The 14,269-nt window shown below is 42.4% G+C and carries 13 protein-coding genes; 9 read left to right on the forward strand and 4 right to left on the reverse strand.

All coding sequences use genetic code 11. From position 1 onward, the window contains the following. Window positions 1–17: 17 nt before the first annotated feature. Window positions 18–368 carry a helix-turn-helix domain-containing protein gene (locus tag ACZ2XM_RS10145; protein ID WP_490588679.1) on the reverse strand — a complete coding sequence of 117 codons (351 nt, stop codon included), beginning with the start codon at window positions 366–368 and terminating at the stop codon, window positions 18–20. A 467-nt stretch (window positions 369–835) separates the two neighbouring features. Here ACZ2XM_RS10145 and ACZ2XM_RS10150 point away from each other — a divergent pair, with 467 nt between their 5' ends. Further along, window positions 836–1,630, forward strand: a complete 795-nt coding sequence (locus ACZ2XM_RS10150; RefSeq protein ID WP_490588680.1) for an alpha-ketoglutarate-dependent dioxygenase AlkB family protein — start codon at window positions 836–838, stop codon at window positions 1,628–1,630. Here ACZ2XM_RS10150 and ACZ2XM_RS10155 read toward each other — a convergent pair. Further along, window positions 1,617–1,901 carry a hypothetical protein gene (locus tag ACZ2XM_RS10155; RefSeq protein WP_490588681.1) on the reverse strand — a complete coding sequence of 95 codons (285 nt, stop codon included), beginning with the start codon at window positions 1,899–1,901 and terminating at the stop codon, window positions 1,617–1,619. The genes ACZ2XM_RS10150 and ACZ2XM_RS10155 overlap by 14 nt on opposite strands. A 2-nt stretch (window positions 1,902–1,903) precedes the next feature. Continuing rightward, on the reverse strand, window positions 1,904–3,643 hold the full coding sequence (locus tag ACZ2XM_RS10160) for a hypothetical protein (protein WP_490588682.1): 1,740 nt from the start codon (window positions 3,641–3,643) through the stop codon (window positions 1,904–1,906). Window positions 3,644–4,298: 655 nt separating this feature from the next. On the opposite strand from ACZ2XM_RS10160, the gene ACZ2XM_RS10165 reads away from it, so the two are divergent. Further along, window positions 4,299–5,105, forward strand: coding sequence for a M48 family metallopeptidase (locus tag ACZ2XM_RS10165; protein ID WP_490588683.1), 807 nt, complete (start codon window positions 4,299–4,301; stop codon window positions 5,103–5,105). 173 nt (window positions 5,106–5,278) lie between these two features. Here the strand turns inward: ACZ2XM_RS10165 and cadR are convergent, their stop codons facing one another. After that, window positions 5,279–5,716 (reverse strand): Cd(II)/Pb(II)-responsive transcriptional regulator, encoded by a 438-nt coding sequence (gene cadR, locus ACZ2XM_RS10170; RefSeq protein WP_490588684.1) that lies wholly within the window; start codon window positions 5,714–5,716, stop codon window positions 5,279–5,281. Window positions 5,717–5,850: 134 nt separating this feature from the next. On the opposite strand from cadR, the gene ACZ2XM_RS10175 reads away from it, so the two are divergent. The 7 genes from ACZ2XM_RS10175 (at window position 5,851) to ACZ2XM_RS10205 (ending at window position 14,216) form a co-directional block, all read left to right on the forward strand. After that, a complete protein-coding gene (locus ACZ2XM_RS10175; RefSeq protein WP_490588685.1) occupies window positions 5,851–8,052 on the forward strand; it encodes a heavy metal translocating P-type ATPase in 2,202 nt (733 codons plus the stop codon). A gap of 481 nt (window positions 8,053–8,533) precedes the next feature. Continuing rightward, window positions 8,534–9,136 (forward strand): cytochrome b/b6 domain-containing protein, encoded by a 603-nt coding sequence (locus tag ACZ2XM_RS10180; protein WP_490588686.1) that lies wholly within the window; start codon window positions 8,534–8,536, stop codon window positions 9,134–9,136. A 128-nt stretch (window positions 9,137–9,264) separates the two neighbouring features. Then, window positions 9,265–9,948 carry a response regulator gene (locus ACZ2XM_RS10185; RefSeq protein ID WP_490588687.1) on the forward strand — a complete coding sequence of 228 codons (684 nt, stop codon included), beginning with the start codon at window positions 9,265–9,267 and terminating at the stop codon, window positions 9,946–9,948. Between the two features lie 123 nt (window positions 9,949–10,071). After that, window positions 10,072–11,676, forward strand: a complete 1,605-nt coding sequence (locus tag ACZ2XM_RS10190; RefSeq protein WP_490588688.1) for an ATP-binding protein — start codon at window positions 10,072–10,074, stop codon at window positions 11,674–11,676. Between the two features lie 117 nt (window positions 11,677–11,793). Further along, complete coding sequence (locus tag ACZ2XM_RS10195; RefSeq protein ID WP_490588689.1) at window positions 11,794–12,432, forward strand: PepSY domain-containing protein; 639 nt, start codon at window positions 11,794–11,796, stop codon at window positions 12,430–12,432. Continuing rightward, window positions 12,425–12,883, forward strand: coding sequence for a hypothetical protein (locus ACZ2XM_RS10200; RefSeq protein ID WP_490588690.1), 459 nt, complete (start codon window positions 12,425–12,427; stop codon window positions 12,881–12,883). Before ACZ2XM_RS10195 ends, ACZ2XM_RS10200 begins: the two co-directional genes overlap by 8 nt. A gap of 130 nt (window positions 12,884–13,013) precedes the next feature. Then, window positions 13,014–14,216 (forward strand): FAD:protein FMN transferase, encoded by a 1,203-nt coding sequence (locus ACZ2XM_RS10205; protein WP_490588691.1) that lies wholly within the window; start codon window positions 13,014–13,016, stop codon window positions 14,214–14,216. The last annotated feature ends 53 nt before the right edge of the window (window positions 14,217–14,269 follow it).

A 14,269-nucleotide genomic window follows, 5' to 3' on the forward strand; every position in this document is an offset into this window, starting at 1 on the left:
TTTTATTTATTAATAAATTACCAATCGCCATCTTTTACTTCACGAACAATTTTTAAAATTGCGTGATCTGGCTGTTCAGCCAATTCTCTTAATAAGGCAGCAAAAAGCTCTGGTCGTTTTTGAATAATCGCTTGTAAATCACTTGAGAGCTTGCCTGCCATTGCTAGCAAAACATCAGGATTTTGATTGAGTTCTTGAGCCAGCTTTATAATTACCTTTTCTGAAGGTGGGGCAAAGTCACCTCTTTCTATTTTTGAAAGGTAAGCGGGCTCAACTCCAATACGCTGTGCAACTTTGCGCAGAGAGTAGTTTTTATTAGTTTGCTGTAAAGCCAAACGTTTTTGTCTGATGTATGTGCCAAATTTCATATGTGTAGTATATACTACACACTACATAATTCAAGTATTTTTATCAGCGTGGACAGACATTTAGAAAATTTGCCAGAAGTAAATATTAGATGTGCTTAAGTAATACAGGTATTGAACTAGGGACAGATAGCGCCAGTTACATTGATAAGTTATTTGGCCATATTTTAGGGGGTTAAAAGTGCTATGATCTTGAGAATATGAAGCTTCAAATGCTGATGTTATCTATTATAAACTCTGTAAAAAGTACTTTAATTAAGAGAACGTGTTGAATTCAGTACTTAACATACTCGATATGAGTGAATCGTATTTCAAAGTATATTGATTCATTTATGGATAAAATTTGATATTACACTATTAGAAATCAAACAGAGCTTGTTTGTTTATGCTTAGGAAGCTACTGTCAGTAAATGGTTATATATGCGATGCATAAATATAGTTTATAGGCTTTTAAAGCTAGGGGAATTCCAATGGACTTATTTGATGGTTTAGCACAAGAGCAGGCAGGTTTGTCTGAAGGAGAGTCTGCTAGCAGAAATGCAGTGAGATCTTTAATTACTAATGGGCGTTTTATGGGAACTGAGTATGAAGCCCATGAGCATGACGATGGAAAAGGAGTAGTTATTAATGTTCCAGACGGCCGACTATATTATGCTCCCCATTATTTCAGTACTGCTACTAGTAATGACTATCTAGATTATTTGCTAGCATGTAATGATGTAGATTACAAAACGCATGACTGGCGTGCTGATGAGGACGTTAACAAGAGAGCATTTAAGAACATTCTTTGGCAGCAAGACACTGTTCAGATGTTTGGTAAAGTTCATCAATTGCCTCGTTTATCTGCTTGGTATGGCGATAGCGACAGTCCTTATACTTATTCGGGCATCACTTTATACCCAAAAGGGTGGACGGATAAGTTAAATAGCATCAGAGACGCTCTTGAAGATGTGTGTAAACGTCGTTTCAATAGTGTGCTGCTAAATTGGTATAGAGATGGTAATGATCATATCAGTTGGCATACCGATGCTGAGCCTGAGTTAGGCGTTAACCCAATGATTGCCTCAGTGAACTTTGGTGAAAGTCGCCGTTTTTTGTTACGCCGAAAAGAGGATCATAAATGTAAGCTAGAAATCCCGCTTCATCATGGTAGTGTTTTGGTTATGGCAGGAGCTCTACAACATCATTGGCAGCACAGTGTCCCTAAGCAAAAACGCGTTAAAAAAAATCGAGTGAATCTAACTTTTAGGACTATCTACAAATAAAAAACTTCAGTGGTAGGCGTGATTTTGGAAAATAATATCGAGTCTGGTCTGAGATAGTAAACGAATTATCGCTATTATTATTTTTTAATTGTTCTAAGTTTAACTTTTCATTACTTTTCTTTGAATGGAATGCTAAAAGAAACTCTGATAGATATTCGATAGGTGTTTGATCAGCTAGAAAACGTCGGCCATAGACCTTAATAGCTATATTAGATTTATTGCTTTCTTTAAAATTTACTTTTGGGAATTGGATAGCATCAATGTCGGTCATTTTTAGCCTTCTGTCTTTAGTATCTTTTTATTGTCGACTACGTCGAAATATATTTCTGATTTAATCAAATCGCCATTTGATTGCATTCTAATTAATGTAATTTCTTCATTATCAATTTCTTGATAGTAATCTATAAGTCTGAGCTTAAAACGCTCAAGCTGAGTCTTGTAAATAGGATTTAATGATTCAGTTACGTCGCCGACCACAATATTTTCTATATAATCGAGTAAAGGCAGACTCAAATCTAATCGAATTGTATTGGCATCTTTTAAATATAAGAAGGGTAGTTTTTTCTGCTGATCGTAGTCTATGCGGAAATAACTCTTAGGGATACTACAAATCATTAACTGTGCAATCTGTAAAACTGCAGAGTCTGAGCGCTTTAAGGTAATGTTTATGTTATTTTTATCATCAGAACCTGAATAAAATAGGTTTAACGCCTTTTCACAGGATTTTTTAATTTTTCGTGCTTCATCTTTAAAGCTTGATGGATTTAATTGCCAAGTATTGAACTTGTAAACATTAGAAGATCCTAAGAACAAAGATTTAGCATTTTCATAGCCATTACCACTAATACCGTACATAAATAATATTCTACGTAATACTGACCTGCCTTTATAAAGCTTGCTTTCATCATTCAGAGCAATGTATTTTTTTGCAATTGATTTTAAAGGCTCTAGAGTAAGGTCAAAACTATCTTTTTTCGTGATTAAGTTCTCAATTTCTAAGCTAGTATAACCGCCCGCATTCATTCGCGAGACTAAGTCCATTCCTCTAGTATCCTTTGCCTTATGCCAAACTTCAGAACCAATATAACTAAAAAAAGTATCACTAAATAATAGGGGTACTCTTGTATCAGAATTATTAAATACGTCATTTTTTTGAGATTCTTCTAGGCTGTCTGATAAGTGCATACCTGCTGTTATAGCAGCACTAAGATGAGCTAGCATTTGCCGCAAAGTCATTCTTTTTTCATAATTAAGCAGGTATAAGTAGGTCAATCTAATGCCTTCTTCTACTTCTATATAATTATTTTTAATGGTTAAGTAATTGATAACTATAGGATGTTCTGGATAATGTTGAATAATTTCCTGCCATTCTGGATGGTCAATAATTTTTTCAAAAATCTTGATGGCAATATCAATATTATTTAATTTAGCAATATTAACGATATATAGATTTTTCCCTTCTATATTAGGCAGCATTAAGTTATCTAAACCATAATCATATGTAATGTCTTCATCTAAAAGTCTTAAAATTTCCGACTCTATTTCGTAGTCCTTAAGAGCTGCCCCCCAATCAGTAGCTTTTAAAGACTTAGCAATCGATGTCAATAATGGTCCAGTGTTACTAACAATTAGCCAGTTTCCAGGTAAGCTAAATGCATTGTTTAGCCATCTTTTTCTATCCTCTAATCCTTGCTCACTCATGTCTTTTAGAACATGTAAATTATACTTTTCAAGATACTCATATTCTTTAAATTGATAGCCTTGAGAGTATTTTTCAGATCCTAATTCACGTAGCAAGTCAAAAGCTATGGTCGACTTTCCATCGCCTGCATGTCCAGTCAAAATAATAATTGTATTTTCTTGAGTGGTAATAATATTTTTTAAAGTATTTACAATAGGAAAGGGATAGTAGATATCTTTGAAATATGGAGAGTTTATCTGTGACTCTGCTAGGGTATTAGTACCTGAAGCATTAATATTATGTAGTGAGTTGATATAATTAATAAGTTCCATGTCAATCGCTTTATCAGTGTTTTAAATTAAAATAATTTTTACAACTATTATTAGTTTGTATGAAAAAATACTGAGTCTTAGTATTTCTTATTTCTTAAAAGATTTTTAAATCAATAGGTTGTGAGTTTAGCTTTGTACCCCAGCTAATAGAGATCAAAATTTTTTTGATAGGACTTTATAGAGCTTAGTTATCTGAAAAACCTGATACTAAATCAAAGCCGTTTTTAGACTTTTAGATGTAGATTAGTATCACTCCAAGTATAAAAATCGACCCAACAATATGCATATTGAAGTATTATTTTGGTATTTATCGAAGAGCTTGATTTTTCTAAAATATTTGACAGCTACCATAAAAATCAATACTAACATTAGGGGTTATTTCTTAGCAACTTAAAAAAATTTAAATTATCAATCAATCAATCAGTTACTATCAAAAATGCACTTCAGTTATGAATTTTACAAGGGGGCTATTTCCGTAATGGTATAGACACTTTAATTACACATAGGTTACAATCCGATTTAATCTATTGATTTTTAAGCATTATTTATAAAATTATAGACAATGAAGCTAGCAGCTTTTTAAGCTTAGCCCTAAACCTAGCCCTGAAAATAGGCATCCTGCATTTAACGCCCCCTTCTTTTATAAGGATCTTTGATGAAGTCAGTAAATACAATAAAAACCGCTATTTTGGCTGCCACTATGACAACTTTAGTGGGCTGTAGCACTATGGCCGATGTCGCAGGATATAACACCGCTACGTTAAATAGTAATGCGGCTAAAAGCTACAGTGATGTGGTCAGCAAGGCCAGTAGACAAGGGACGGTAGAGAAGGGGTCGGCTACAGCTAACCGTGTTAATAGAGTATTTAATCGCCTCAAGCCTTATGCTGACCGCGCCAATACCACAGGCGTGCCTTTCAATTGGCAAATGACAGTCATCCGCTCTCCTGACTTAAATGCTTGGGCAATGCCCGGTGGCAAAATGGCCGTTTATACTGGTATTGTAGAAAAGTTGAATTTAACGGAAGCAGAAATCGCGGCCATCGTTGGGCATGAAATGACTCATGCTTTAGAGGAACACAGTAAAAAAGATGCGGGTCAAAAGATTCTGACGGGTTTGGCAGTACAATTTGGCGGGGCAGCGTTACAGGCTAAGACCGGACTAGATTCGCAGACTTTAGGTTTGATTAGCGATTTGGGTATCGACAAGCCTTTTTCTCGCAGTCAAGAGTCCGAAGCGGATGCTGGCGGCTTACGTCTAATGGCGCAAGCGGGCTATAACCCAGAAGCGGCTATTTCTGTTTGGCAAAAAATGGAAGCGGCAAACGGTCGTAGCAACACAGTAGTGACCCTGATGTCTACTCACCCAAACTCGCAACAACGCATTGCTAAAATTCGCGCCTTGCTGCCTGAGATGATGCCAATTTACCAAGCGGCGGCTAAAGCCCCTAATGGTAAATAGTCCATAGCAAAAAATATGCTGATTAATAAACAGCCTTATAATAAAAAATCTCAATGCCAATTAACTCTAGTACTCAATAAAGGGTTATGAAGCATTGAGATTTCAACTATATCGACTGGCTTAGCGGCTATCAATTACTTGTCACTTTTGCCTCGTTACATACCGTCTTTATATTAGCCTAAGTCTGTTAAGTCATTTGAACTATGACAAGAATTATCCGCCAAAGTATTTAAAATGCCACAAGATTTAGCGGTGGCCTCCTGACTACATTTCTGACGTAGGGCTATAAGATGTAACTTCAATTGCTCTAATTCTTCCATACGTATGGCCACAGCGCGAATATGCTCATCCAATAAATTATTCACATTGCCGCATGCCTTATCCGGCCCATCCCAATACTCCAATAACGTTCTAACCTCATCTAAAGTCATATCCAATGTCCGGCAATGTAAGATAAATTGTAGCCGTTCTAGATGCTCCTCGCGATATAGACGATAGTTGCCGGCACTACGCGAAGGCTCTGGTAATAGCCCCTCCTTTTCATAATAGCGAATGGTCTCTACTGTGGCGCCTGTACGTTGAGCAAGCGCACCAATTTTGATGAGCATCATGACCTCTTTTTTTTAAATATGAACAAATTAAAAGCTGGAGACGGTAAGAATAAATATCCTGGTAGCCTCTATATAGTGTTGACTCTAAAGCCACTAGAGGGTTGATAATAGCACTATTCAAAGGAGATACGCCTATGCAATATCGTATAGAAGGGATGGATTGTGCCAGTTGTGTGGGCAAGATTGAGACGGCGCTTGCCCGTATGCCTGGGGTTTCTGATATTCAGCTAAACTTCGCTACAGAAAAATTAGAGTTAACCTTAGCGGATGATGCAGCGACTCAGCCCAGTGATATCGAAAAGACTATCAAGAGCTTAGGGTTTGGGATAGCCAGTAGCGACCCTATAAAAGACACGACAGTTGTGGCAGCGACTAGCGATAAGGTAGCACCTGCCCAACACTGGTGGCAAACTCGCAAGGGCAAGCAGATCGTAGGGCTTGGCCTATTAATGAGTGTGGCGTATATCATCGCGTTACTGGTACCTGAATACGGTACATGGGTATTTGCGGTGGCCGTCTTAGTGGGTGTGTTCCCCTTTGTACGGCAAGCTTGGGCGCTGGCTAGGTCGGGCTCAATTTTTTCTATTGAAATGCTCATGTCGGTAGCGGCGATAGGCGCACTAATCATTGGTGAGGCTGAAGAAGCTGCAGCGGTAGTGTTCTTATTCTCAGTCGGTGAGCTGTTTGAAAGTGTCGCTGCGGATCGGGCGCGTGCCGGAATTAGAGCTTTGGCCGCTTTGGTGCCCAAGACCGCTATCTTATTAGATGCTCAAGGTAAGCAGATCATAGTGGCGGCGAGTGCGCTGCAAGTCGATGATTTGGTGTTAGTCCGTCCCGGCGATAGCGTGTCTGCTGACGGGGTCATTATAGATGGTGCCTCTAGCCTTGACGATTCGCCTGTGACTGGAGAATCAGTGCCCGTGGCTAAAGCGCTTGGCGATCAGGTGTTTGCAGGATCGATCAATATCGATGGGGCGCTACAAGTACGCGTGGAGAAAACTGCCGCTGACAACACCATTGCCCGTATTATCGAGCTGGTAGAGCAAGCGCAAGCTTCCAAAGCACCTACTGCCAGGTTTATTGAAAAGTTTAGTCGCTACTATACCCCTGCTGTGATGGCCATTGCTGCCTTGATTATTATCGTGCCGCCATTGTTGCTGGGGGGCGAGTGGGCGACTTGGTTGTATCGGGGTCTGGCGTTGTTATTGATTGCCTGTCCTTGCGCCTTAGTATTATCAACCCCTGCGGCTATTGCCTCTGGTCTGGCAGTGGGTGCGCGCCGTGGACTATTGATTAAAGGGGGCAGCGCTCTAGAAACCATCGGGCGAGTAGAAACGGTAGCTTTTGATAAGACCGGTACTCTAACGCAAGGTGAGCCGCGCGTGACTGACATAGTTGCTTTTGCGCAAACCGATTTAAGCATGCAAGATGATGGTTTACAGGGAAAAAGTGGGCAAGGTGAAAGTGAGCAGCATCAGGACACGAGTTCTCAGAATGCTCTATTAGCGCTGTTTGCCAGTGTGGAAGCCAGCTCTAGTCATCCTTTGGCTAAAGCAATCCTCCAGCATGCTGAAGCAGCCAATGTAACTGTGCCGACTGCCACTAATGCCTCTGCGACGGCAGGTAAGGCGGTGCAAGCGACGGTAGCAGGGCGTTCGCTAGTTATCGGCTCACCGGTCTATGCCGCACAACAGGCGAATATTTCATCAGCACAACAGGCAAAAATTCAAGCGCTACAGAATGAAGGTAAGACGGTCTCTATCTTGTTTGATGAGCAAACCCGTGAGGCTTTAGGGTTAGTAGCTCTGCGTGATGAGTTACGCGATGATGCGCAAGCGGGGGTCGCCAAGCTAAAAGCTATGGGGGTACGCTCCGTTATGCTGACCGGGGACAACCGCCTGACGGCACAAGCACTGGCTAATAACTTAGACGTGGACTGGGAAGCGGAGCTATTACCGGAAGATAAGCTGCGCCTACTCAATGAGATGAAAGCCAACGGTAAAGTGGCGATGGTGGGTGACGGGATTAATGATGCCCCAGCGCTGGCCACGGCTGATGTCGGAATAGCTATGGGCGGTGGTACCGATGTGGCGATAGAAACTGCAGATATTGCCTTACTAAAAAGCCAAGTGACCGATGTGGCGCATCTTATTGCCTTGTCGCGTGCCACTATGAGCAATATCCATCAAAACGTTATTTTTGCATTAGGGCTAAAAGGGATATTTTTAATCACTACGATATTTGGGGTGACTGGCTTATGGATTGCGGTCATGGCGGATGCTGGCGCGACCGTGTTGGTGACTTTGAATGCTTTACGGTTGTTGCGTTTTAAATAGGGTTACTTAGCTTAAGCTTAAGGCACATCAGCTTTGTTAAAAGATTAATGATGCTAAAAGATGAGCAGAGTCAAAACTTTGCTACGAGATAAATATTAATTTTACTTAACTTCAATTTAAAATAGATTCGCAAAATCCAAACCAACCCCAATCATCTGACTGGGGTTTTTTTTATCTAAATTTAGTGGGTTATATTCGAATTATTCATATTCAAGCTATTTAGAGAGAGGATAGCAATATCGAAATTCGCCAGCTAGCAATAGTCTGCTTGCCACCTCAATAGTACTCCATAACCTTACTAGGTTTATGAGTTCATATGTTTATGAATTTATAGTGCTTCCTAAGCTTGCCTTAAGGTTCATCTGTTGTAATACGCTCAGAAGACAGTCGCAGTTGCTGTCCCGCAATACAGCAGTCAGAGCATTAACGCTACTTTATAAAAGCCGCTTTATACAACAGTAAGCTAAAGGAGAGTACTATTATGAGTCAGAAAGCCACCAAGACAGAATTAGAGAATATTTCCGTCCCTAAATTGTCTAACTCTACTGTCCGTCAGGTCAAAGTATGGGATATTCTAGTTAGAGTTACCCATTGGACAGTAGCTGCCGGTGTTATTGCTAATCTAGCCTTTACAGAAGATGGCAGCGAGCTACATGAGTATGTCGGTTATACCGTAGTGGCCTTAGTCGTCATCCGTTTGCTTTGGGGATTGGTAGGGAGTAAATACGCTCGTTTTAGCGATTTTTTCCCCACATCCAAACGCATAAAACGTCATTTGAGTGACATGACCGCGCGGCGTATGGACAGTCAGCATTTAGGTCATAACCCGTTAGGCGCACTGATGATGCTTGCCCTGTGGGGTGCTATTATTGGCCTAGGTCTGACAGGTTATCTAATGGAGTCACAACTATTAGGTAACGAAGACTTATTTGAGGAGACTCATGAGCTGCTAGCCAATAGTCTATATTTCTTGGTGCCGCTGCATATCCTATCAGCCATTGCTATGAGCTATCTACAAAAGCAGAACCTTATCAAATCAATGGTTACTGGCAATAAGACGGTTAATGATACGCGCAATAACTAAGTTAATAAGCCTAAGTTAATAAGCCTGAGCCCATATCTATCGTGAAAGATAATGACGATAACTGAAACAACCGCTAAAACAATCGCTAAAATAACTAAGAACACCATCAGCAGGGATTGAGGACGACTATGTCTCGAGTATTATTAATAGAGGATGACCGCACTATTGCGGAAGGCTTAATCCTAGGTCTCAAAAGCCACGGCATGATGGTGGATTGGTTCAGTGATGCCAAACTTGGTGAATTGGCCCTGCAAGACGCTATGTTCGATGCTGTATTGTTGGATTTGACCCTGCCAAACGGTGATGGCATGTCGGTGCTAAAGAGCTGGCGGGATAAGAAGATTGATACGCCTGTATTGATTATTACTGCCCGCGATGCTATTGCCAATAGAGTCGCTGGCCTCAACGCGGGAGCAGACGATTATCTGGTCAAGCCCTTTGCATTAGATGAAGTTATCGCTCGGCTACAAGCGTTAATGCGGCGCAGCCAAGGTCGAAGCTATCCTGAAATCCGCTTTGGTGAGCTGGTCTACCATCCTCACAGTCAGCTAGTGACTTATCAAGGCAAGTCGGTCGAATTAACCACAAAAGAGGTAGCGATATTAGAGCAAATGATGACTCAGCCACAAAAAATCCATAACCGAGCCAGCTTAGAGGACAAACTCTATGGCTGGCAACAAGATATCGAGAGTAACGCCATTGAGGTGCATATCCATCATTTGCGTAAAAAGTTGGCCAATGATTTTATATTAACCAAACGCGGTATCGGCTATTATTTAAACCCTGCCTATCAACACCTTAAGGAGCAGTGATTTAGCCACTAGTCCTTTACGGATAGTCTTTTATTAATAATCCTGTACTGATAGCCCTTTACTAATAACCCCTTACTAATAGTTGACGGCGGATGCCCCAATCGCTAGCCCTGAACTTATAATATGAAAAGTATTCAACAAAGACTTTTAACCTCGTTATTAATTGGTTTGCCGCTCCTGTGGTTATTGACCTCGAGCTTTATTGCTTGGCGATTTTGGCACGAAATCAATGAGATGAACGACACGCAAATTATTCAGGTAGCCAAGTATTTGGTGAGCGTATCAAGCGATGAAGACCTTGAGGGCGACTATGAGAAAAAAAGGATAGAGAATAAAAAATACCCGTCAAAAAGTCACGACGATGATAGAGAAGACAAAGAAGGTAGAGAGGGGAAAAAGCACAGAGACGATAAAGATGATAAGGATGATCACCATCACAATGCCAAGATTTATAGCCTAAAGAGTAGCGAGCTTTTAGGCGATTTAGGTAGCCTGGGCGACGCAAAAGATGACTATATGGGGTTTGCGATTTGGGATAAAAAAGGTCGCTTACTCATGGCTGATGAGAATGGTCAGTCCTTTGCTTTCTTAGCCAATCCGCAGGGGTTTTTGGAAGAAGAGAATCAGGCCTATCAGCGCTTAAACCCTTTTAGTCGGCAGTGGCGATTATTTTATATTCATGATGATAAGACTTATCAAAATGACGATGACCGTAAACATGATGGCCGCGTGATTGCAGTGGGACAAAATCTTAAGGTCCGTCGCGAGATGATTGCTAGTACCTTAATGGTGCAGATTTTACCGATGTTGCTCGGTCTGCTCGCCTTTATAGCCTTAGTCATTTGGTCAGTGCGGCGAGGCTTTGCGCCTTTAACCCAGCTTAGTGAGACCCTTAGCGCTCGACTACCGCAAGATGACAGTGCCATCATGGCCGAAGTGCCTAGTGAGATTCAGCCGTTAGTGACCGCTTTGAATGCACTGTTTATCAAAGTCGCGGATACCTTGGAGCGCGAGCAACGCTTTACGGCAGACGCCTCACATGAGCTGCGAAGTCCATTAACTGCGCTAAAGCTACAGGTGGATTTATTGCAACAAAAGCTCATGCAGCAGCAGATATCATCAGTGAATACGGATGCTGTAGATGATGACCTTCTGTATCATACTGAGCGTATCAGCGAAGGCATTGATAGGGCCAGTCACCTAGTAGAGCAGCTGCTAATATTAGCCAAGCTTGCCCCGCAACAGCAATTGCCTCAATCAGAGCTACAACCCATCGACTGGTTAAGCTTGACCGATGAGGTCTTGGCCAATAGCAACCGCCAAGCGCGCGAGAAGAGCATTCAACTCAAGCGGTCGATTCAGGGCGACAATGCAGCTGATGTCCTACCTATCGACGGCAATCCTACCTTGTTCAAATTGCTGCTCCGCAATCTAATAGACAATGCGATTCGCTATAGTCCTACAGGGAGCATCATTGAGCTGCAGTTAAGTTCAGACGCTATTACCGTCTTAGATAATGGGCCTGGTGCGCCTGCCGATCAGCTGCCTAGATTGAGCGAACGTTTCTATCGTCCTGCGGGACAAAATCAGCTTGGTAGCGGCTTAGGGCTGTCTATTGTGCATCAGGTTGCAGAGCTGCACGGCCTAGAGCTGGCCTTTAGCAATCGTGCGCTACCAGAGACAGGGTTAATCGTTAGTGTCAGGCTACCTAATACAAAAGCCGCCTAGTCAAACATAGCAGCAAGCGCTCAGCTTGGTTGTTGATTAATCTTATCCCCTCTTAAGTTTCAGTTAATGTTCATAGAATAAGATATCTCCAGTCAACAACGATTCGGAGTATCGGCCATGAGCACCCCCATATTAAAACCTCTACTAAAGCCCCTATTAATCTTGCTGGGCACTACCTCGATGATATTCTTTGGCGGGGTCATTGCGCTAACCATGCCGACCTCTGACTTGGATGGCAAAAACACGCCAGACAATCTTACTACTACCGCTGATACGCCTTCATCCTCGTCTTCGCCCCTTGTCGTTGAGACCCTTTTTACGCCTCAATCTATGACCTCTGAGACAGAGGCTATGGCAGTACCCAACGCTACTATCAGTGCAGAGCAGGCGATGTCGGTAGCAACCCAATACCTGCCCAATGCTAGCTTGCAAGCGCCGGTTGAACTGGTTAATTACAACGGCTCGGTAGCTTACGAGGTATCGCTAACTAGCGGACTTGTCTATGTCGATGCGACTTCTGCTGAGCTACTAAATCCGCCCCCCTCTGCCATAAATACGACTGAAGACTATAAAACCAATCAGCATGATGACGAAGAAGATTATGAAGACAAGCACCATGAAGATAAGCACCATAATCGCAAAAAGTATCGGGATAAAGATGAGGCAAGCGCACGCTTGATAGTGGCGGATTATCGTCATCATCAAAAGTCAGATCGTGATAGTAAGCACCATGATGAGGAGGCCTATGATGACTAATTTACCTCGGCATCCCAAAACTATCGCTAAGCCATCCGCAAAAAGACCGACAAAGAAAGCTGAATCTTACCTTGAGTTAAAGTCAGCCGTTTTGATGTTATCTATCATCGGTACGATGGCAGGCTGGCTAGTATTACTTAATCATAATGTCAGAGCTTCTGAAACGGCGGCGCAAGTTTCTGCTCAGCAGCCGACTTTACCACTGACTCAATCGCCAGATTTTCAGCCAATGGTAGCGAATGCTGATTTGGCAGAATGGGAAGCGCAAAACCCTCAACCAGTAAGAGTAAACGCAGCTGCAGGCCTCAATGCCAGTGAGGGTGAGGGTAGTGACGTCACCAAGCAAAGTGTTGATATAAGTCAGTTACGTCAAGTCAATGAGCTGCCCTCTGTGGACTCTATGCTTACTGAGCCGGTGCGCGTAGTGGCAAGGACTCAATCCTCTCGTTAATTGCCCCTACTGAACAATGGCTATGTGCTATGGCGTATGTGCTATGAGCTATGAACACACAATAGGCTCACTGATTAAAAATCGCTTATTAACAAACAATCCGCCTCTATTAAGGCAGCAGGTCTAACCAATGACTCAGCCCCCATTATTGATTGAGACCATGGCTTTAAAAGCCATGGGGTGTCATATCCAAGTGCATGTAGATATGACCGCTGCCCAGCAGGGTTACTCAGAATTGCAGATTGGCCAGGAGTTACTACAACTCAGGCAAGATGTTGAGCAAGCGTTAGCAGGTTGGGAGAAAATATTTAGTCGCTTTGAGGACACTAGTGAGCTGATGCGATTGAATCGACGCAGTAGTGCTATTAGCAATCTGAATTCAAAATCTTATGCGACCGATTTGCTATCCAAGCCGCTAGCTGGGCCCGGGCTACTATCCGATAATCAATGGTTTACTGTGAGCGCTGACTTATATGAGGTGTTGCAACTAGCGGTAATTTTTGCCTCTAAAACTCAAGGGTTGGTCACGCCAACTTTATTAGAGACGTTGGGTAATTTGGGATATAACCGGTCATTTGAAACTTTGGTGACCGCCTTACCGTTCAAAGGTATAGCCGTTGATGAAGTCGTCGATACAATAATCAATGGAGATGCTCAGCAGGGTATTGAGACCACTAAAATGGGTCAGCAAGCCGCTGAAAATATTCAATTTCGCACCTTAGCCAATGGGGCATATCAAGTAAGGCTACCTGCTGGTATGACCTTAGATTTAAATGGTTATGTCAAAGGCTGGTGTGCCGACCAATTAGCTCAGAAGATTAGCCATCAACATCCTTGGCGATTGCCTTGTTTGGTAGATTTGGGAGGGGATATCGCAGTGGGTGTACCCAGTAGCGACGACACTATAAGCCCTGCCGGCATGCCGCCCAATTGGGGAGTCGCAATCGCTAAGCCAACTGCCTTAGAGCCTGTAGACAAAGCGCTCACGCACCATCATAAATCAGATGATGTGGCTATTGTGCAAATAAGTAGTGGGGGCATCGCTACCTCTGGTCAGGACTACCGGCGTTGGTGGCACCAAGGTAAGTGGCACCATCACCTGATTGATCCTCGTACTCACAGCTCAGCCCGTAGTGAGGTGCTAAGCGCCACCATCATCGCTGATACGACCCTCGAGGCAGAAATCTGGGCTAAATATTGTGTGCTAATCAGCAAGGCGGCAGCACTATCGTGGTTAAACCATAATAATGTGGCGGGCTTAATTGTAGATACCCATGATCAGGTGGCTGTCTCTCATAAGATGACAGCCTTTATAAAATTGCCTCTCTCATAAAATCATATCTTTCATAAAATAGCCTCTCATAAAATAGTCTCTTATAAAATGAG

It is taken from the genome of Psychrobacter sp. CoH-33_TS_01 (genome assembly GCF_058189395.1).